The organism is Micromonospora sp. NPDC000668, from assembly GCF_042897975.1.
Lineage (GTDB): Bacteria > Actinomycetota > Actinomycetes > Mycobacteriales > Micromonosporaceae > Micromonospora.
In genome coordinates this window covers 1,600,151-1,620,116 of the sequence record NZ_JBIAYP010000001.1, presented here as the reverse complement: position 1 = coordinate 1,620,116, position 19,966 = coordinate 1,600,151, and the positions used below count along the sequence as shown (strand labels likewise).

Genomic DNA, 19,966 nt, shown 5'->3' with positions numbered 1-19,966 from the left:
TCGACACCAGGTCGGTGATGTTGGGGTGTCCGGCGGTCGGGATACCCCGATATCGCTGACCTGGAGTCGATCTCGCCCCCAAACGGCCGGTCGAGGTGGTTGTCCGGGTTTCTGTCATACCCGGTGGCTAGCGTCGATGTGACCGACGGTGCTCGGGTGGCGACGACAGTGCGCCCGGCCGCGCATCGCGAGCCGATCAGGAGGCGTGATGCTCATCGACTGCGAGGGGTGCCCGACCCAGGGAGGCGGTTGTTCCGGCTGCCTGGTGGCCGCCCTGTTCGACGAGTCGTCCCCGGCGGCCGGGCTGGCCGCCGCAGAGGTCCAGGCGATCGAGGTGTTCGCCCGGGCCGGCTTCGACGTCGAGGTGCTGGCGGCGCCCGCGCGTCCCGGCACCGCTCGTCGCCGCGCCTCCCGCCGGGTCGCCTGACCGCCACACCGCGCCCGGAGCGGGCTTTTCGCGGACCATAGGATGGGCGGTCACGGCGGGAGGAGCGGCGGGATGAGCGGGGTACGACGCGACGACGGCGGGCCCGCCGGCAGCGGCGAGAAAGTCCGCCGCGCGGTGCGTACGGTGGTGCGCCGGTGAGCCCGCGTGGCTGGGCTCTGCTGACCCTGGCCGGGTTGACCGTCGCGCTGGTGGTGACCGCCGCGCTGCTCATCCCGTGGCACCGACCGCCGGCGCCTCGGGCCGACCAGCTCGCGGCGCTGCGCGACCTGCCGGCCGACCAGGTGGCCCGGGGGCGGGAGTTCCGCGCCGCGCTGCGCCCCGGTGGTTACTCCGCGCTCGCCGTCGGGCTGCTGGTCGCCCTCGCACTCGGGCTCACCCCGCTGGGCAGCCGCCTGGTCGAGCTGGTGGGCCGGCCGTTCGGCGGGCACTGGGCCGCGCAGGCGGTGCTCGGCGGGCTGGCCGTGGTGCTCGTCGCCGACCTGCTCACCCTTCCGTTCTCCGCCTGGCGGCAGAGCGTGCTCACCCGCTACGGACTGAGCACCAACGGCTGGAGCGGTTGGGCGGTCGACCTGCTCAAGTCGTACGCCGTCAGTGCGGTGATCGGCGCGGTGGCGCTGTTCGGCTTCTACGCGGTCATCCGGCTCGCCCCGCGCTGGTGGTGGGCTTTCGGCGCGGCCGGTGCGGCCCTGCTGGTGGTGCTGCTGTCGTTCGTGCTGCCGGTGCTGGTGGAGCCGGTGTTCAACCGGTTCACCCCGCTGGAGCAGGGCCCCCTGCGCACCGAGCTGGTCAGCATGGCGGCCCGCGACGGGGTGCCGGTACGCGACGTGCTGGTGGCCGACGCCTCCCGGCGCACCAAGGCGGTCAACGCGTACGTCTCCGGTCTCGGGCCGACCCGGCGGGTGGTCGTCTACGACACGCTGCTGCGCGAGGCGACCCCGGCCGAGGTGACCGCCGTGGTGGCGCACGAGCTGGGGCACGCAAAGGACCGGGACGTGGCGGTCGGCACGCTGACCGGCGCGCTGGGCGCTGCCGCCGCGGTGGTGGCGCTCTACCTGCTCGGCTCGTGGGGGCCGCTGCTGCGGCTGGCCGGTGTCGACTCGGTCGCCCAACCGAGCGCGTTCCCGTTACTGGTCGCCCTGGTCACGGTGGTGGGGCTGCTCGCCGCGCCGGTGCAGGCGCTGATGTCCCGGCGGGTGGAGGCGCGGGCCGACGCGCACGCGCTCGCGCTGACCGGTGACCCGGCTGCCTTCGAGTCGATGCAGCGCCGGCTCGGCTCGGTCAACCTCGGCGACCCCGACCCACCGCGCTGGGAATACCTCTACTCGGCCACACATCCGTCCACCGTGGAGCGGATGGCCGCTGCCCGCGCGTACGCCCGGGAGGCAGGCCGATGAGCCGCACGCTGCTGATCACCAACGACTTCCCGCCCCGTCCCGGTGGGATCCAGTCCTTCGTGCACAACCTCGCGGTGCATCAGCCAGCCGGCTCGGTGGTGGTGTACGCGTCGAGCTGGCGCGGGGCGGCGAAATTCGACGCCGACCAGCCGTTCGAGGTGATCCGGGAACGCACCCGGGTGCTGCTGCCCACCCCGCTGATCGCCCGGCGGGCTGCGCGGCTGGCCCGCGCATACGACTGCGACACGGTGTGGTTCGGCGCGGCAGCCCCGCTCGGGCTGCTCGCCGCGGGCCTGCGCCGACGGGCCGGGGTGCGCCGGGTGGTGGCGCAGACCCACGGCCACGAGGTCGGTTGGGCGGCGCTGCCCGCCGCACGGCCGGCGTTGCGGCGCATCGGTCGAGGCGTCGACGTCACCACCTACCTCGGCGAGTACACCCGCAGCCGGCTGGCCCGGGTGCTGGACGGGGTGACCGAGCTGCGTCGGCTGGCGCCCGGGGTGGACGTGGACACCTACCACCCGACTGTGGACGGCGAGCCGGTGCGGGCTCGGCTGGGGCTGGCCGACCGGCCGGTGGTGGTCTGCGTGTCCCGGCTGGTGCCGCGCAAGGGGCAGGACATGCTGATCCGGGCGCTGCCGGAGATCCGCCGTCGGGTGCCCGACGCGGCGCTGCTAATCGTTGGCGGCGGTCCGTACCGGGCGACCCTGGAGAAGCTGGCCCGGCAGGCCGGCGTGGAGCGGGACGTGGTCTTCACCGGCTCGGTGCCGGCGGCCGAACTGCCGGCGCACTACGCGGCCGGCGACGTCTACGCGATGCCCTGCCGCACCCGCAACCGAGGGCTGGACGTGGAGGGGCTGGGCATCGTCTACCTGGAGGCGTCCGCGACCGGCCTGCCGGTGGTGGCCGGTGACTCCGGGGGCGCGCCGGACGCGGTCCGCGAGGGCGAGACCGGCTACGTGGTGCGGGGCCGGGACGTCGCCCAGCTCGTCGACCGGGTGGCCCGGCTGCTCGCCGACCGGGACCTGGCCCGCCAGTTGGGCGCGGCCGGCCGGGCGTGGGTGGAGCGGGAGTGGCGCTGGGAGGCGCAGGCGCAGCGGATGGCAGCCCTGCTCGCCGGCTGACCGCCACCCGCGCTCAGCTGGGGCTCGACCGGGGCGGTGCGTAGCGGGGCACGTACTCCTGGCCGGTGAGCCGCTGGATCGCCGCCATCACCTCGTCGGTGACCGTCCGGATGTCGCGTGGCTCGTTGATCCGGCCGGCGACCGGGATCGGCGGGCCGAACCGCAGGGTGATCGGGTGTCGGCGGGGCAGCCGCGCGTCGACCGGCAGCACCTCGGCGGTGCCGAGCACGCCGACCGGGATGATCGGCACCTCGGCATCGCGGGCCAGCCGGGTCATTCCGACGCGGCCCCGGTAGAGCCGCCCGTCCGGGGAGCGGGTGCCCTCCGGGTAGACGGCGACCAGGCCGCCGGAGCGCAGCACCGGCACGGCGGCGTCGAGAGCGCTGAGGGCGGCCCGGCCGCCGCCGCGCTCCACCCGGATGGCGCCCATGCCGGCGACGATCTGCCGGTTGAGCCAGCCGCCCGGGCCGCGGCCGGTGAAGTACTCGGCCTTCGCCCAGAAGGTGACGTGCCGGGGCGTCGCGCAGACCAGGAACAGCTCGTCGGCGACGGAGAGGTGGTTGCCGGCGAGGATCGCGCCGCCGTGCCGGGGCAGGTGCTCCAGCCCTTCGACGCGTGGCCGCCAGACCAGCCGCAGCGTCGTGCCGACGGTCAGCTTGGTGAGGTCGTACAGCAGGGGCACGTGTCCTCCGGGGTGCGGGAGTGGATGGTTCAGGCGGGGGCGGGGCCGAGGTGGGCGTCCAGCGTGGCGCGCAGCAGGGCTTCGTCATCGGTGGCGCCGGTGGCCAGCGGCAGGCTGCCCCAGGCCCAGAGCTGGGCGATGCCGTGCAGATTGGCCCAGAGCGCGCCGGCCAGCACCGGGGCTGGCGCGTCGGTCGGCCGGCGCAGTTGGGCCACCAGGTCGGTCACGACGGCGAACAGGGGCAGGCTCGTCTCGCGTAGCCGGAGCCGGCCGCTGCCCAGCAGGTCGTGCCGGAACATCAGCTCGAACATGCCGCCGTGGGCCGCCGCGAAGTCCAGGTACGTCCGGCTCAACGCGGTCAGCCGGGCGCGCGGGTCGGGGCCGGCGTCGCGCGTCGTCTCCTCGACCCGGGCGGCGAGGTCGGCGAAGCCCTCGCGGGCGATGGCGGAGAGCAGGTCGACGTGGGTGGGGAAGTAGCGGCGTGGTGCGCCGTGCGAGACCCCGGCCTGGCGGGCGATCTCCCGCAGCGACACCGCCGACTGGCCCTCGCGCAGCACCAGGTCCACCCCGGCGGCCACCAGCCGCGCCCGGACACTCGCCTCCTCGCTCATAGACACTGTCTACCAGGTGTGCGTAGACAGTGTCTACCCAGCCCTCGCTGCCCACTCTCCGCAGCATGAGACGACGGCCGTGGCCACCGGCGAGCCCGAGGGCGGCCTCGCCGCATTGAGCGTGATACCTCAGAGTCATAAAAATACCTCCGAGGTATCGCCGTCCGCGCAGTCCGCGCACCGTCGAGTGACGCGCCATCCGCGCCGTCGAGTGACGCGCCATCCGCGCCGTCGAGTGGCGCGCCGGGCGGTCAGCGGATGCGGGCCAGGATCCGGTCGGCGGGGGCCGGCCGGCCGAAGTGCCAGCCCTGGGCGGCGTCGCAGCCGATCGCCCGCAGCCGCTCGGCCTGCCCGGCGGTCTCCACACCCTCGGCGGTCACCGTCAGGTCCAGCGCGTGCGCCAGCGAGACCAGCGAGGCGAGGATCCGCTCGTCGGTGCGTCCGACCGCCGGCGACTGCAACCCCGCCACGAACTCCCCGGCAACCTTCAGCTCGGTCACCGGCAGGTCCCGAAGGTACGCCAGGTTGCTGTAGCCGGTGCCGAAGTCGTCGATGGCAATCCGCACCCCGAGGTCGGCCAGCACCCGCAGGGCGCGTACCGGCTCCTCGGCGGTGCTCATCATCGTGCTCTCGGTGATCTCCAACTGGAGTCGCTCCGGCGGCAGGCCGGTCTGCCCCAGCAGGGCGCGGACCTCCTGCACCAGCCCGGGCCGGTGCACCTGCCGGACCGCCAGGTTGACGCTCACGAACGGCGCCGCCGCGCCACCGGCCGACCAGGCCTTCGCCTCCCGGCACGCCTCGGCCAGCACCCACCCGCCCAGTTGCACGATCAGGCCGGTCTCCTCGGCCAGCCCGATGAAGCTGTCCGGCCGCAGCACCCCCAGCTCCGGATGGCGCCAGCGGACCAACGCCTCCACGCCGATCAGCCGGCCGTCGCGCAGCGAGGTCAGCGGCTGGTAGTCGAGGTAGAACTCGCCCCGCTCCAAGGCGGCCGGGATGGCCGCGGAGAGCGCGTACCGGGCCAGCTCGCGCCGGTTGCGCTCGGCGTCGTAGAGCGCCCAGCGCGCACCGCCAGCCGACTTCGCCCAGTGCAGGGTGCTGTCGGCGGCCCGCATCAGGTCACTGGGGTTGGCACCGGCCACCTGCCGCTCGACGATGCCCAGGCTCGCCGAGACCTGAAGCTCGTGCCCGTCGACCACCGCCGGTGTCCGGACCGCCTCCAGCGCGGCCTCGGCCACCTTCACCATGTCGTCGGTGCCAGCGGTGTGTTCCACCAGGATGACGAACTCGTCCCCACCGAGCCGGGCCACCAGGTGCTCACCCAGGGCCTGGCACAGCCGCTCGGCCACCGTGGTCAGCAGCCGGTCGCCGATCTGGTGCCCGAGCGTGTCGTTGACGACCTTGAACCGGTCCAGGTCGAGGAAGCACACCCCGACCCGCTGCGCGCCCCGGCCCGGCTCGTTCAGCGCGGCGGTGAGCCGCTCGGTGAACAGCGTCCGGTTGGGCAGGCCGGTGAGCGGGTCGTGGGTGGCCTGGTGGCGGAACCGCGCCTCACTGGCCCGCAACGCCCGCTCGGCGTGCGTCCGGGCCATCATGACGGCCCGGCGGATCGACTCCTGCTCGTCGAGCGTCCGGTCCCGCAGCGCGCGGGCATAGCCGGTCGCCACGGCGGCCAGCAGCCGCGCCATCCGGTCCTCGACGTCCTCGGCAACCAGCCCCAGGTCGCGCACCAGCCGGAGCTGGATGACCTCGACGGTACGGCCCAGCCCTTCCGCGGAGGCGATGTGCGCCGCGACCAGTTCAGCGCCGACCCGGTGCCCGGTGCGCAGGTCGAACGGCTCGGCGAGCAGTGCACCGGCCAGTTGCCCGGTGAGCCGGTGCAGCAGGGTCTCGAGCTGGGCCTGGGTCATCGGCAGGTAGCTGGTGCCGGAGACCGCCTTGGCCCAGGCCCGGGCGAAGCTGCCCGGGTAGGAGGTCGCCTCTGGCGACTCAGCCACCGAGCCGCCCGACGCCGCCCATGAAGACCGCACGTTCGGCGTCCTCCGCGCTCTCCGGGGTGTCCGGCCGCCACTCTGGCACCCAGACCACGCCCGGGTCGACCAGCTCGAACCCGTCGAAGAGCGCGGTCAGCTCAGCCCGGCTGCGAACCCAGAGCGGGTTGTCGGTACGCCGGTAGACCCGTTCCGCCTCGGCCCGTTCGTCCCGGCTGCGCCCGTCGTCGCTGGCCTGTGACAGCACCAGGTAGCTGCCGGGGGCCAACGCGTCGCGCAGGGTCCGCAGCAGCTCCGCCGGTCGGTCGTCATCGGGGACGAAGTGCAGCACGGCCACGATCATCACGGCCACCGGTTGCCCGAAATCGAGCAGCCCCCGCACGCTCGGGTGGGCCAGGATCTTCTCCGGGTGCCGCAGGTCCTCCTGCACCACCACCGCGCCGTCGTTGCCGGCCAGGATCTCGCGGCTGTGCGCCACCGCCACCGGGTCAACGTCCACATAGACCACCCGCGACTCCGGGTCGATCCGCTGGGCGATCTCGTGCACGTTGCCGACGGTGGGGATCCCCGAGCCGATGTCCAGGAACTGCCGGATCCCGGCCTCGGCGAGGTGGTGCACCGCTCGGCGGAGGAACGCTCGGTTGGCCTGGGCCATCAGCGGCGCCTCCGGCACCGCGGCCACCATCGCCTGGGCCGCGGCCCGGTCGGCGGCGAAGTTGTGCGAGCCGCCGAGGTAGTAGTCGTACATCCGCGCGACGCTTGGGCGCTCGATGTCGATGGTGTCGGGTGCCCAGTCCGGCCGCTGCATGCGCTTCACCCCTAGTCCGCGACGCGGGCGTCGTCGCCCGCGCGGGTATTGTGCCCCCGCTGTGCCCGCCAGACCATAGCGTGCCGCCCATGTTGCCGCCGACCTCGGTCGATACGCGAAGGTCCGCGCCGGCCGGGGAGGCTGGCGCGGACCTTCGGTCACGGCGTCCCGCTCGACGAGCGGGGGCAGGTCAGAACTTCGGGGCGTCCGGCGCCTCGAGCAGGCCGAGCCGGAGCGCGGTCATCAGCGCCTGCGCCCGGTTGGCAGCCCCGAGCTTCTCGTAGAGCTTGGAGATGTGGGTCTTGGCCGTGGACTCGCTGACGAACAGCTGCTTGGCGATGCCGGCCACGCTCATCCCGTCGGCGAGCAGCCGCAGCACCTGACCCTCCCGGGGCGAGAGCTGCGGACCGGACGGGGCGAGCCGGCGCTTCATCGCCTCGGCAAGGTCGGCCGCGGTGAACGCGCTGGGGGAGGAGGCGGCGTGCCGGGCGGCGGCCACCACCTCGTCGGCCGGCGCGGTCTTCGGCACGAAGGCACTCGCGCCAGCCTCCAGAGCGCCGAAGAGCTGATCGTCGCCGGCGTACATGGTCAGTACCACGATGCCCATCGTCGCGCTGGACTTGCGCAGCGCGCGGGTGGCCTCCAGGCCGCTGCCGTCAGGCAGCCGCAGATCCATGATCACCACGTCCGGCTGCAGGGCGCCCGCCTGACGTACCCCCTCCGCCGCCGTGGCGGCCTCACCGACGACCTCGAACTGACGGTCGCGCTCGAAGGCGTGTCGCAGGCCCTTGCGAATAAGGTCGTGATCGTCGACAAGGAGGACCTTGGTACGGGTGGCCGGTGTCGGACTTGTGGTCATCCTCGGGTTACTCCCCTTCTGGTGCTGCGCTACCGCGCACGTTATCGCGCCGGGACGAGGTGCCGAGAACTACCGCCACGGTCGTGCCGCTCGGCTGCCGCGGCCTGATCTCCAACCGGCCCCGGATACGTTCCGCCCTCTCGGCCATGATCGCAAGACCGTACCGCCCGTCGGGGCGCTGGTCAGCCATCCCCTGACCGTCATCCGACACTTCAATTTGCGCGTACGGGGGGTCCACCTCGCAGGTGACCCAGAGATTCGAGGCTCCAGCGTGCTTGCGCGCGTTGGTCACCGCCTCCTGCGCGATGCGCAGCAACTCGGCCTCGGTGGCCGCCGGCAGCCGTGCGGTGGACTCGTCCAACGACAGGTGCACCCGCAGCCCGCCGGACGCGCCCACGGTCCGCGCGTACTCGGCGATCGCCGCGGCCAGCCCGCCCTGCCGGTCCACCTCGCTGCGCAGCTCGAAGAGGCTCAGCCGCAGCTCCTGAATCACCCGGGTCACCTCGCCGCGCAGCGTACGCAGCGCCTCGGCGGTCTCGTCGGCGTCGTCGAAGACGGTGGCCAGGGCGTTGTCGATGCCGTAGCCGACCATCACCAGCTCCTGCGCCACCCCGTCGTGGATCTCCCGGGCCAGCCGCTGCCGTTCCTCGTTGGTGGCCAGCGAGCGGACCTCATCGAAGAGCAGCGCCGCCTCCAGCCGCAGCGCGGCCGGCCGGGTCAGCGCGGTCACCCGGGACACCACGGGCGGCGGGTACGCGTGTGCGGCGTCCGCCTCCAGCACCACCAGCCCCACCGTGCGCACACCGGCGACCAGCGGGACGATCAGCGCGGAGACGTCGCCGCCGCGGTGTGAGCGGGACTGTGAGCGGGCAGCGGTCTGCGCCTGCTGGCTGGCCCAGGCGTCGGCGATCGCCGAGTCCGCGTCCAGCGTCGTCTCCCAGTCCACCCGGTCCACCCCGGCCTGGGCGAGCACCACGAGCCGGCCGCCGCCGCTGGCCGACAGCACCGCCGCCCGGTCGGCTCGCGCCACCGTACGCAGCTCGTCCAGCAGGTGCTCGGAGATGCCGCCCGGGTCCAGGGTCGCCCCGGGCAGTTGGCGGGCTACCGTGCGCAGCTGGGTCAGCAGCCGGGTCGCCTCGGCGTACGGCTGGGGCTTGCCCTCACCGCGTACCGCCATCACCCGGTGCAGGGTGCTGGCGGCGTAGAGCCCCAGCGCGGCCAGGATCAGCCACTGCGCGCAGACGGCCAGGTAGCCCGGCTGGCCGAGCTGACGCCCTCCGCCGACCTCGGTCAGCGCGCCGCTGACCAGGAGGGTTGCGGCGGTGACCGCGAGCAGGGCGGCGCCCTCCCGGAACCGGCGGCGCAGCGCGGTGACGGTCACCGGCACCGCCAGGTAGGGCAGCATCGCCGAGGCGCCGAGCCCGTCCACCGTCCCGCCGATCGACGCGACCGTGGCCACCTGGCTCGCGGCCAGCCCCAGCACGACCACCTCGGCCACCCTGCTGAGCGGGCCGATCAGCCGGTGCTGGGGGGCCAGCGACGCGGGCAGCCCGGCGACCGCCAGCAGCGCGATCCACCACAGCTGGCTGACGTCGTGGGTGGCGAACAGGGTCAGGACGGCGACCAGCGCCAGCATCACCAGGCGGGCGGCCGCGGCGAGGGGATGCGGGTGCGGTGCGACGGATGTGGATACGGGCACGTGACGGATGGTAGTCAGCCCCGGTAGATATCGGCGATCTCCGCCGCGTACGTCTTGTGGACGACCTGGCGCTTGACCTTGAGCGACGGGGTCAACTCGCCGGTGGCCTCGGTGAAGTCACGGGGCAGGACGCGGAACACCTTGATCGCCTCAGCCTTGGAGACGGCCTGGTTCGCGGTGTCGATCGCGGACTGGATCTCCGCGCGCAGGCCCTCGTGCCCGCGCAGCTCCTCGACCCGGGTGTCGGCGGGCAACTCGGCGCTCTCCAGCCACTTCGGCAGCGCCTCCTCGTCGACGGTGACCAGCGCCGCGATGAACGGCTGCCGGTCGCCGACGACGACGCACTGGCTGATCAACGGGTGTGCCCGGACCAGGTCCTCCAGCACCGCCGGGGCGACGTTCTTGCCGGCGGCGGTGACGATCAGCTCCTTCTTCCGGCCGGTGATGCTGAGGTAGCCGTCGTTGTCGAGCTGGCCCAGGTCGCCGGTGCGGAACCAGCCGTCGGCGCTGAGGACCTCGGCGGTCGCCGACTCGTTGTGCCAGTAGCCCTGGAAGATCAGGTCGCCGGAGAGCAGGATCTCGCCGTCGTCGTCGATCCGCACGGTCACGCCGGGCAGCGGGCGGCCGACGGTGCCGATCCGGGTGCCGGTGGGCAGGTTCGCCGCGGCGGCGGGTGAGGTCTCGGTCAGGCCGTAGCCCTCCAGGATCGTCACCCCGATGCCGCGGAAGAAGTGACCGAGCCGGGCGCCGAGCGGTGCACCGCCGGAGATGGCGTCCCGGCACCGGCCGCCGAGCGCGGCGCGCAGCTTGCGGTAGACCAGCCGGTCGAAGAGGGCGTGCTGCGCGCGGAGCGCCAGGCTGGGCCCCCGCGAGGTCTCCAGCGACTCGCTGTACGCGATGGCGACCTGCTCGGCGCGGGCGAAGATGGCGCCCTTGCCGTCGGCCTCGGCCTTCTGCTTCGCCGCGTTGTAGACCTTCTCGAACACCCGGGGTACGGAGAGCACGAAGGTCGGTTTGAACCCCTGCAGCTCGGCGACCAGGTTCTTGGTGTCCGCGCAATGGCCCATGGTGGCCCGGGCCTGCACCACGCCGATCTGGATCAGCCGGGCGAAGGCGTGCGCCAGCGGCAGGAAGAGCAGGGTGGCCGCGCCGGCGTTGAACAGGTTCGGCAGCACCGGCACCGCGTTGGCGATGTCGGCGTACATGTTGCGGTGGGTCAGCATGCAGCCCTTGGGCCGGCCGGTGGTGCCACTGGTGTAGATGATGGTGGCCAGGTCGCCGGAGCGGACCGCCTCGCGTCGCCGGTCCACCTCGGTCAGCTCGACCGCGGCACCGGTGGTGACCAGCTCATCGACCGCGCCGAGGTCGAACTGCCAGACCTGGTTCAGCTCGGGCAGCCGGTCCCGGACGCCGGCCACCAGGGCGGCGTGGTCGGCGGTCTCCACCACCGCGGCGACCGCGCCGGAGTCGGAGAGGATCCAGGCGGCCTGCTCGGCGCTGGAGGTCTCGTAGATCGGCACGGTGACCGCGCCGGCCGCCCAGATCGCGTAGTCCAGCAGCGTCCACTCGTAGCGGGTCCGGCTCATCAGGGCGACCCGCTCGCCCGGCTGGATCCCGGCGGCGATCAGGCCGCAGGCCACTGCGACCACCTCGTCACGGAACTGAAGGCAGGTCACGTCGGACCAGCTGGTGCCGGTGCCGTCGGCGGCCGGGGTGGCGCGGGCAAACTGGACGGCGTCCGGCGCGACCTCGGCGTTTTTCCAGACCGGATCGGTGAGGTTGGCCGCGTCGCCGACGGTGACGATCGGCGGAACGGAGAACTCGCGCACCTGCACTCCCTCGTGCTCACACTGGCCGGACCGGCCGCCACCGTGGGCGTCGGCTTTGTCGAAACCTACCCGGCCGCCGGGGCGGGTGTAGTAGGCAGGCCGCCCAGTACGGTCGTGGCGCGGTGGTCCGGCGCGCGCCGGGGGCGGCGCGGCGCGTGCGCGATGCCCGCCGGGTAGCCTCCCCCCATGGCGGACTCCTCCACCCAGTCGATCATCATCGGCGCCGCACCGGACCGGGTGGCGGCGGTCATCTGCGACTTCGCCCGCTACCCGGAGTGGACCGAGGCGGTGCGCCACGCTGAGGTCATCGAGGAGTACGAGGACGGCTACGCCAGCCAGGTGCGCTTCACCATCGACGCTAGCGTGATGGCCGACGAGTACGTGCTCGCCTACGAATACGCCGAGGACCTGTCCCGGATCGAGTGGCACCTGGTCGCCCCCTCGAAGATGCAGAAGAGCCAGCGCGGTTCGTACGACCTGGTGGGTAACGCGGACGGCGGCACCACGGTGACCTACACCCTGGAGGTCGAGCTGTCCGTGGGAATGCTCGGTATGTTTCGGCGCAAAGCCGAGAAGATGATCATGGACACCGCGTTGAAGCAGCTCAAGCGCCGGGTAGAAGCACCCGGTGCGGCGCACTGACGCGTCCGGCGGCACGGTAGAGGAGCCGACCATGGGCGGAACGGATCCGGGTTCGGCCCGGGAAGAGGCGGAGCGGCTGGTCGCCACCCTGCTCGCGGGGGCGCGGCTGGCCTCGGCCGGGTCGGCGGGCGGCGCGTGGGGCCCGCTGGGCGGGCTGGTGGCCGGTGTCCTCGGTCACAGTGCCGCCCCGGACGGTCGGTCCGGTGCCGGCGGCGGTTTCGCCACCGGCACGGCTGAATGCTGCATCTGCCCGGTCTGTCGGGGCATCGCCGCATTGCGTGACCCGAGTCCGGAATTCGCCGAACGGCTGGCCACCGGCGCCGGTGACCTCGCGGCGGGCGTCGCCAGTCTGCTGCGCGCGTTCGCCCCGGCCGAGCCGCCCGCCGCCAGCTCACCGGAGCCACCCGCCCCATCCCGGCCGGCGTCCGACCCGACCGCCGGCCCGAGCACCGGCACCGAGGTCCCGGAGCCCGCCCCGGCAGACCGTTCCGCCGGAGCCGACGACGATCACGTGTGGCGCGATGCCACCCGCACCGGGCATGATTCTCAGCCGGCGCCGGAGCGGGATGTCTGGTCGGCCGCCACCCGGACGGCGGACCCATCCGCCCCGGCCGCCGCACCACCCGTCGACGAGGCCGGGCCGGTGTCCGCACCGGCACCGACCAATCGACCCGTGGTGCCCGCCTCGCGGGTGCCCGACGACACCGACGCGCACGAGCCGGGCGACCGCGCCTGAGCGCGGGAACCTACGACCCGGACCGGCGTGCCGTCGGTGCGCGGGCCGGACAGCACAGCAGAGGGGAGCGGCAGCGGTGACGCTGACCATCGGAGTCGACGTCGGTGGCACGAAGGTGGCCGGCGGTGTCGTGGACGACACCGGCGAGGTCCTCGTGCAGACCCGACGGGACACTCCTGCCGATGACGTCGGCAAGACCCGTGACGTCATCATCGAGCTGGTCGGCGAGCTGGCTGCCGGGCGGACGATCGAGGCGGTCGGCATCGGCGCGGCCGGCTGGATCGACGCCACCCGCTCGACGGTGCTCTTCGCCCCCAACCTGGCCTGGCGGGACGAGCCGCTGCGCGAGTACGTCAGCGCGGCGGTCGGCCTGCCGGTGATCGTGGAGAACGACGCCAACGTGGCCGCCTGGGCCGAGTTCCGTTACGGCGCTGCCCGGGCCGCCGACGACTCGATGATCATGTTCACCATCGGCACCGGCGTCGGTGGCGGCATCGTGCTCGGCGGCGAGCTGATGCGCGGCGCGCACGGCGTCGCCGCGGAGCTGGGCCACATGCTGGCCGTGCCGGACGGACACCAGTGCGGCTGCGGTCGGCTGGGCTGCATCGAGCAATATGCCAGCGGCAGCGCTCTCGTCCGCTTCGCCCGGGCCGGCGCCCGGCAGGAACCGCACCGGGCCACCGCGCTGCTGGAGCTGGCCGGCGGGGAGGCCGAGGCGATCACCGGCCCGATGGTGACCACCGCCGCGCAGGGCGGTGACCCGGTCTCCGCCGAGGCGTTCGCGCAGATCGGCCGGTGGCTGGGCACCAGCCTCGCCGACATGGCACAGATCCTCGACCCGCAGACCCTGGTGGTCGGGGGTGGCGTGATCGACGCCGGTGACCTGCTGCTCGGCCCGACGCGCCGCTCGTACCTCGACGCGCTCTCCCAGCGGGGACGGCTGCCGGTGGCCGACGTGCTGCCGGCTGAGTTGGGCAACAGCGCCGGGGTGATCGGCGCCGCCGACCTGGCCCGACGGATCTGAGGCGGGCCGGGATGGGCCAGGGTGCCGGCGTACCGCTGCGCGTGGTGTCGTACAACATCCACAGCCAGCGCGACGACACCGCCGCGCTGGCGGCGGTGGTCCGGGCCGCGACGCCGGACGTGGTGATCGTGCAGGAAGGGCCGCGCCGGTTCCGGTGGCGGCAGAAGTCCGCCACGCTGGCCGAGTCCTTCGGCCTGGTGGTGGCCGCCGGCGGGCTGCCCGCGCTGGGCAACCTGGTGCTGACGAGCCTGCGGGTCCAGGTGCGGGCCACCCGCTGCCAGCGCTTCCCGCTCACCCCCGGCCGGCACCTGCGCGGCGCCGCGTACGCCGACTGCCGGGTCGGCGACGCCCGGTTCACCCTCGCCGGTTCGCACCTGTCCACCGACCCGGCCGAGCGTCCCGGGCAGGCCGCCGAGTTCAAGCGTGGGCTGGACGCGGCGAGCGGCCCGGTGGTGGCCGGAGCCGACCTCAACGAGGGCCCGGACGGGCCGGCCTGGGCCACCGTGGCGAGCGGGCTGACCGACGCCGCGGTGGCGGCCGACCAGGCGGACCGGCTCACCTACTCCTGCGCCGACCCGCGCCGCCGCATCGACGCGCTCTTCGTCGACCCGCGGATCACCGTGGTCGACTACGACGTGGTGGACACCCCCCAGACCCGGCGGGCCAGCGACCACTTCCCGGTCCTGGTCGACCTGCTGTTGCCCACCACCGACTGACCCCGCACCGGCCCGACCCGTCGATCCGGCCCGCGCCGGGGCTGGACATCCGGCTCCGTTGTGGAGAGGATTTCGCGGCGACCGGCACGTGTGCCGCACAAAAGGAGATGTCCCGGTGTCCACCTCCACCGACCATGGCCGGCCCGACCCGGAGGCGACCCCGTCCGCGCTGAGCCGCGACGATCGCCCGGTCTCCGACCGGGGCGACACGGTCTGCGTCATCGGCGCCGGGGCCAGCGGCCTGACCGCCATCAAGAATCTGCGCGAGCACGGGTTCGGCGTGGACTGCTACGAGCGGGAGACCGGCATCGGCGGCGCCTGGAACTGGCGGCACGACCGCAGCCCGGTGTACGCCAGCACCCACCTGCTGTCGTCGAAGCCGTTCACCCAGTTCCCCGACTTCCCGATGCCGGACTCCTGGCCGGACTACCCGCACCACAGTGAGCTGCTCTCGTACTTCGAGCGGTACGCCGACCACTTCGACCTGCGCTCGCACATCTGGTTCGGCACCGAGGTGATCCGGGTCGAGCCGGCTGCGGGGGACCGCTGGAACGTGACCACCCGCTCCACCGGCGGGTACGGGCCGGAGCGCACCTCCCAGTACGCCGCCGTGGTGATCGCCAACGGCCACAACTGGTCACCCAAGCTGCCCCGCTACGAGGGGCTGGAGCAGTTCCGGGGCGAGATCATGCACGCCTCGTCCTACAAGGACCCGGCGCAGCTGCGCGGCAAGCGGGTGCTGGTGGTCGGCGCCGGCAACACCGGCTGCGACATCGCCGTCGAGGCCGCCCAGCAGGCGTCGCGCTGCTGGCACTCCACCCGGCGCGGCTACTGGTACGCGCCGAAGTACGTGCTCGGCCGCCCCGCCGACCAGGTCAACGACACCCTGCTGGCGCTGCGGGTGCCGCTGCGGGTGCGCCAGTGGCTCTACCACTGGACGCTGCGGCTGACCGTCGGCGACCTGACCCGCTTCGGCCTGCCCAAGCCCGACCACCGGGTGTACGAGACGCACCCGATCGCAAACAGCCAGCTCGTCTACTACGTGGGCCACGGCGCGATCGGCCCGGTGCCCGACGTCGCCCGGTTCCACCCGTACGCCGTGGAGCTGGCCGACGGCCGTGAGATCGACCCTGAGCTGGTCATCTTCGCCACCGGCTACCTGCCGCGCTTCGAGTTCCTCGACGCGTCGGTGTTCGGCGACAGCGCCGGCGCCGGCCGGCCGACGCTGTGGCTCAACGCGTTCACCCCCGGGCATCCGACGCTGGCGGTGGCTGGCCTGGTCCAACCGGACTCCGGGATGTTCACCCTGTCGCACTGGCAGACGGTGCTCTTCGCCCGGCTGCTCCAGGCCCGCCGGGACCGCCCGGAGCGGGCCGCGGCGTTCGCGCAGCGGGTTCGCGACCGGGCCGGGGAGCGCTACTCCGGCCAGGTCAAGGAGAGCAGCCGGCACTGGTTCGAGGTTGGTCACGCCGACTACCTGCGCGCCGTCGAGCGCGCCCTCCACGACCTGGAGGGCAAGTGAGCGCGAGGAGTGAGCTTGCGAGCCCCGCAGTCGCGAACGAAAGGTCGGCCCGATGAGTGAGCTGCGGATCATGCGGGGCCGGGAGTGGTCCCGTCCGGTTCGGCCGGCCCGGCGCGAGGTGCTCAGCGCGACTCCCGAGCTGGAGGAGGGGCGCCCGCCGCTGCTCTTCGTCCCCGGGTTCGGGCACGGCGCGTGGGCGTTCGCCGAGCACTGGCTGGGGCACGCGGCGTCGCGGGGGTTCCCGGCGTACGCGATGAGCCTGCGCGGGCACGGCGGCAGCGAGCCGGCGCCGGAGGCGACGCTGCGCGCGTACGCCCATGATGTGGTCCAGGTTGCCGCGGGCCTGCCGCGCCAGGCGGTGCTGGTGGGGCACGGCGCCGGGGCGCTGGTGGTGGCGCACGCGCTGGCCCGCTACCCGGCGCGGGGCGCGGTGCTGGTGGCGCCGGTCTTCGGCGGCTGGGGAGTGCTGGGCGCTGCACTGCGCCGCAATCCGGCCGGCACGCTGCCGGCGGTGTTCGGCGGCCCGTTGCGGCTCAGCCGCGGCCAGCTGTTCAGCCGCGAGCTCCCCGACGAGGAGGCCCGGCGGCACGTCGCCCGGCTCGGTCGGGCCGGGCGGCGGGCACAGTGGGCGCTGCTGGGTGCGCCGGACGCCGAGCCGGCCGTGGGGGCGCCGCCGGTGCTGGTGCTGGGCAGCCCGGATGACCGGGTGGTGCCGACGTCGGCGTTGACCGGGGTGGCAAGGCACTACGGGTCGGCCCCGTTGCTCTTCCCGGGGATGGGGCATGACCTGATGCTGGACGCGCGCTGGGCGGAGCCGATCGACGCGATCCTGGACTGGTTGGAGAAGGAGCCCGCGGCGCACTGAGCGACCTGACCGGCTGGGCCGGCGCGCGCCGGTCAGCCGCCGGCGCGGTGCGTGGCCGGGGTGGCCCGGCTCGCCGGCAGCGGCACCCGGGCGGCCTCGTCCGGGTTGCCGTCGGTGCTGGTCAGGCGGCCGGCCACGGCACCTTTCTCGTCCAGCGCGCTGAGGTAGGAGCGGGCCCAGGCCCGGATGTCGTGCTGGTGCAGGTAGGCGCGCATGGCACGTATCCGTTCCGTGACGTCGGCCGGGCTGGCCCGCAGTGCCGCGCACAACCCCTGCTTGAGCCCCTCCAGGTCGTGTGGGTTGACCAGGTACGCCTGGGGCAGCTCGGCGGCGGTGCCGGCGAACTCGCTGAGCAGCAGCGCGCCGGAGTCGTCCACCCGGGCGGCGACGTACTCCTTGGCGACCAGGTTCATCCCGTCGCGCAGCGGGGTCACCGCCATCACGTCGGCGACCCGGTAGAGCGCGGCCAGCTCGGCCCGGTCGAAGGGCTGGGTGAGGTAGTGGATGGCCGGCTCGCCGACCCGGCCGAACTCGCCGTTGATCCGGCCCACCTCGCGCTCGATCCGTTCGCGCAGGATCTGGTACTGGCCGACGCGTTCCCGGCTCGGCATGGCGACCTGCACCAGCACCGTGTCGCGGACCTTGACGTCGCCGCTGGCGAGCAGCTCGCTGTATGCCTTGAGTCGCTGCTCGATGCCCTTGGTGTAGTCCATCCGGTCCACGCTGAGGATGACCTGCCGGGGGTCGCCGAGGTCCTGGCGCAGCCGGCGGGCACGGGCGGCCACGTCGGGACGGGCGGCGAGCGCGGCCATCTCGGCGGTGTCGATGGAGACCGGGAACGCGCCGATGCGCACCACCCGGTCGTCGACTCCGATCCGCCGGTCGGTGGCCGGCAGCTCCAGCACCTTCGTGACCAGCTGGGCGAAGTTGTGGGCCGCCTGGGCGCGCTGGAAGCCGACCAGGTCGGCGCCGAGCATGCCGCGCAGCAGCTCGGCCCGGCGGGGCAGCTGCATGAACAACTCCGGCGGCGGGAACGGCACGTGTAGGAAGAACCCGATGCGCAGGTCCGGTCGGAGCGTGCGGAGTGCGTCGGGGACCAGTTGCAGGTGGTAGTCCTGCACCCAGACCACCGCGCCCTGCTCGGCCACCTCGGCGGTGGCCTCGGCGAAGCGCTGGTTGACCCGCTGGTACGCCTCCCACCAGCGGCGGTGGTGCTGTGGCTGCTCGACGGCGTCGTGGTAGAGCGGCCAGAGGGTGGCGTTGGCGAACCCCTCGTAGTGGTCGCGCAGGTCCTCGTGGCTGAGCGCGACGCTGTGCATCCGGACGCCGTCCACGTCCGGTAGTGCGGGGGCCGGCCCGGTGCCGCCGGCCCAGCCGACCCACGTCGCCGGTGTGTGCCGTAGCAGGGGGTGCAGCGCGCTGACCAGCCCTCCCGGGCTGCGCCGCCATTCGCAGGCCCCGTCGGGCGCCACGCTGTCGTCGATGGGGAGGCGGTTGGCCACCACCACGAGGGAACTCTGTCGCATCTCGGGCATTCCGATCAGCAGAGGGCTGACCGCCGCGAGCAAGGAAAAACCGGTCAGTCAGCGGGGGAAGTGACGTACAGCGGTATTCCTACTGACAGTAAGTTACACCACTGTTACGCCCGGGGCGGGGCGTCGTCGTCCCGGGATGCGGTCGGCGGTGGCCCGCCGGAGTCAGACGACCGCGCCGTTGTCCGGGTCGTCGTCGTCCTCGTCACCGGGGCGCAGCCGCCAGATCAGGGTGACGAAACCGGCCAGGATGCCGGTGAACCCGAACAGCGTGACCGCCGAGCGGTCCACCGGGAGCAGCGACGGGAAGAGGAAGAGCACGAACCCGACGACCACCGCGAGCACGCCGACCACCGCGTACTTGGAGAACCGGGGCAGCGGCGGTGGCGGGGGCGGGTGGTAACCCTCGTCCTCGTCCTCGTCGTCGGGCAGGTCGGCACCGAAGGTGTCCAGCCCGTCCAGCAGCGACGGCTCGTCCGGGCGGGTGCCACGCCCGATCGAGATCCCGGAGATGTCGGTGGCCGACGGCAGCCGGCGGACGTCGGTGGCGGTCGGGCCGGCCTCGTCGGTGCCGGAACGGGCCAGCGGACCGGCGGCGGGCTCGTCCCGCTCCTCCACGTCCTCCGCGGCTGGCCACGGGCGCTCGCCGACCGTGGCGGTGCTGTGGAAGCCGGCCACGATCCGGGTCCACTCGGCGTCGATGTCCGGCTCGTCGCGGGCCGGCGGCTGCTCGGGGGCGGTCTCGTCGGAGAGCTGGGTGAGGTAGTCGCGTGCGGTGGTCAGGTGCGAGCGGTCGACGTAGAGCCGGTCGACCGGGCGGGCCGGCACGGTGGTGGTGCGGGTGACCGGGTTGAGGTCGGCGGAGGGTTGCAGGTAGGCGGCGATCCCACCGGCGGCCAGCACGTCGAGCAGGTGCTCACCGACGCGCGGATCGACGTCGCCCACGACGGCGTACTCACTCGCGTCGAGCCCGTTGTCCCGCCGTCCCCGGCGGGCCCCACCCGCTGACACCCGGACATCCTCCTCAACGCGCCTTCGGCGCGGCCGCCCCAGCCCCCTCGACGTCCGTCCGCACGCCGTGCTCTGAATCGTGACACGTCAGGGGCCGGTTCCGGGAGTGCGTTGTGTCGCGTCTTCCAAAGTCAGAGCCGGTGCCGCAGGTCGCGGCAGGGATCCTTTGTCCGTTCTTGCGCGACAAGTGCTATCTCGATGATCGTTGGCGCCTGGGTAACTCGACGCGCCGATCGCTGCCCTGCTGAACTGCCAGCGATCGGGGCGTCTGCACGAACACTGGCGGGGCGCACGTGGCTGCCGCGACCTCTCGCCAGGTCTGACCGATCGTGCTCGCCACCCTGCTGACCGCGGCCAACGCGCTGTGGTGGTGAGGACCCGGCCCGGTCCGGTGCGTCAGCCCCGACCTTCGTCCGTTGTGGTCAGGGCCCGCGCTTCGTAGGCTCGTCGGCGACGGCGGCGTTCCCGGGCTTGGC

Annotated in this window: 18 protein-coding genes; 9 read left to right on the top strand and 9 right to left on the bottom strand. The window is 73.5% G+C overall.

Annotated elements, in window-relative coordinates:
• The first annotated feature begins 208 nt into the window (after window positions 1–208).
• From ACFY29_RS07490 to ACFY29_RS07480, 3 genes are all read left to right on the top strand, one after another.
• Window positions 209–427 carry a hypothetical protein gene (locus ACFY29_RS07490; protein WP_328418946.1) on the top strand — a complete coding sequence of 73 codons (219 nt, stop codon included), beginning with the start codon at window positions 209–211 and terminating at the stop codon, window positions 425–427.
• A 155-nt stretch (window positions 428–582) separates the two neighbouring features.
• Window positions 583–1,842 carry a M48 family metallopeptidase gene (locus tag ACFY29_RS07485; protein WP_355604905.1) on the top strand — a complete coding sequence of 420 codons (1,260 nt, stop codon included), beginning with the start codon at window positions 583–585 and terminating at the stop codon, window positions 1,840–1,842.
• Window positions 1,839–2,963: a glycosyltransferase family 4 protein gene (locus ACFY29_RS07480; protein ID WP_386984110.1), complete on the top strand. Its 1,125-nt coding sequence runs from the start codon at window positions 1,839–1,841 to the stop codon at window positions 2,961–2,963. The genes ACFY29_RS07485 and ACFY29_RS07480 overlap by 4 nt, the downstream gene beginning before the upstream one ends.
• Window positions 2,964–2,976: 13 nt before the next feature.
• On the opposite strand, the gene ACFY29_RS07475 is transcribed toward ACFY29_RS07480, so the two are convergent.
• From ACFY29_RS07475 to ACFY29_RS07445, 7 genes are all read right to left on the bottom strand, one after another.
• On the bottom strand, window positions 2,977–3,645 hold the full coding sequence (locus ACFY29_RS07475) for a lysophospholipid acyltransferase family protein (RefSeq protein WP_386984108.1): 669 nt from the start codon (window positions 3,643–3,645) through the stop codon (window positions 2,977–2,979).
• 29 nt (window positions 3,646–3,674) lie between these two features.
• Window positions 3,675–4,256: a TetR/AcrR family transcriptional regulator gene (locus ACFY29_RS07470; protein ID WP_328418942.1), complete on the bottom strand. Its 582-nt coding sequence runs from the start codon at window positions 4,254–4,256 to the stop codon at window positions 3,675–3,677.
• Between the two features lie 251 nt (window positions 4,257–4,507).
• Entirely contained in the window at window positions 4,508–6,166 is a 1,659-nt protein-coding gene (locus ACFY29_RS07465) for a putative bifunctional diguanylate cyclase/phosphodiesterase (protein ID WP_386984678.1), read from the bottom strand.
• Between the two features lie 79 nt (window positions 6,167–6,245).
• Entirely contained in the window at window positions 6,246–7,055 is an 810-nt protein-coding gene (locus ACFY29_RS07460) for an SAM-dependent methyltransferase (protein ID WP_386984106.1), read from the bottom strand.
• A 190-nt stretch (window positions 7,056–7,245) separates the two neighbouring features.
• Complete coding sequence (locus ACFY29_RS07455; RefSeq protein WP_088972416.1) at window positions 7,246–7,914, bottom strand: response regulator transcription factor; 669 nt, start codon at window positions 7,912–7,914, stop codon at window positions 7,246–7,248.
• A 7-nt stretch (window positions 7,915–7,921) separates the two neighbouring features.
• Complete coding sequence (locus ACFY29_RS07450) at window positions 7,922–9,613, bottom strand: GAF domain-containing sensor histidine kinase (RefSeq protein ID WP_355604915.1); 1,692 nt, start codon at window positions 9,611–9,613, stop codon at window positions 7,922–7,924.
• A gap of 14 nt (window positions 9,614–9,627) precedes the next feature.
• On the bottom strand, window positions 9,628–11,442 hold the full coding sequence (locus ACFY29_RS07445; protein ID WP_386984104.1) for an AMP-dependent synthetase/ligase: 1,815 nt from the start codon (window positions 11,440–11,442) through the stop codon (window positions 9,628–9,630).
• Between the two features lie 186 nt (window positions 11,443–11,628).
• On the opposite strand from ACFY29_RS07445, the gene ACFY29_RS07440 reads away from it, so the two are divergent.
• The 6 genes from ACFY29_RS07440 to ACFY29_RS07415 all read left to right on the top strand — a co-directional run bounded on the left by ACFY29_RS07440 (window position 11,629) and on the right by ACFY29_RS07415 (window position 16,947).
• Window positions 11,629–12,084 carry an SRPBCC family protein gene (locus ACFY29_RS07440; protein ID WP_328418938.1) on the top strand — a complete coding sequence of 152 codons (456 nt, stop codon included), beginning with the start codon at window positions 11,629–11,631 and terminating at the stop codon, window positions 12,082–12,084.
• Window positions 12,085–12,115: 31 nt separating this feature from the next.
• Entirely contained in the window at window positions 12,116–12,820 is a 705-nt protein-coding gene (locus ACFY29_RS07435; protein ID WP_386984102.1) for a hypothetical protein, read from the top strand.
• A gap of 76 nt (window positions 12,821–12,896) precedes the next feature.
• The gene (locus ACFY29_RS07430) at window positions 12,897–13,844 is read left to right on the top strand and encodes an ROK family glucokinase (protein WP_328418936.1); all 948 of its coding nucleotides are present in this window, start codon (window positions 12,897–12,899) and stop codon (window positions 13,842–13,844) included.
• 11 nt (window positions 13,845–13,855) lie between these two features.
• A complete protein-coding gene (locus ACFY29_RS07425) occupies window positions 13,856–14,560 on the top strand; it encodes an endonuclease/exonuclease/phosphatase family protein (protein WP_386984099.1) in 705 nt (234 codons plus the stop codon).
• Window positions 14,561–14,675: 115 nt separating this feature from the next.
• Window positions 14,676–16,082 (top strand): NAD(P)-binding domain-containing protein, encoded by a 1,407-nt coding sequence (locus ACFY29_RS07420; RefSeq protein WP_328418934.1) that lies wholly within the window; start codon window positions 14,676–14,678, stop codon window positions 16,080–16,082.
• 52 nt (window positions 16,083–16,134) lie between these two features.
• A complete protein-coding gene (locus ACFY29_RS07415; RefSeq protein WP_386984097.1) occupies window positions 16,135–16,947 on the top strand; it encodes an alpha/beta hydrolase in 813 nt (270 codons plus the stop codon).
• 32 nt (window positions 16,948–16,979) lie between these two features.
• On the opposite strand, the gene ACFY29_RS07410 is transcribed toward ACFY29_RS07415, so the two are convergent.
• Window positions 16,980–18,473 (bottom strand): trehalose-6-phosphate synthase, encoded by a 1,494-nt coding sequence (locus tag ACFY29_RS07410; protein ID WP_386984095.1) that lies wholly within the window; start codon window positions 18,471–18,473, stop codon window positions 16,980–16,982.
• Between the two features lie 171 nt (window positions 18,474–18,644).
• Window positions 18,645–19,490: a DUF308 domain-containing protein gene (locus ACFY29_RS07405; protein ID WP_328418932.1), complete on the bottom strand. Its 846-nt coding sequence runs from the start codon at window positions 19,488–19,490 to the stop codon at window positions 18,645–18,647.
• Between the last annotated feature and the right edge of the window lie 476 nt (window positions 19,491–19,966).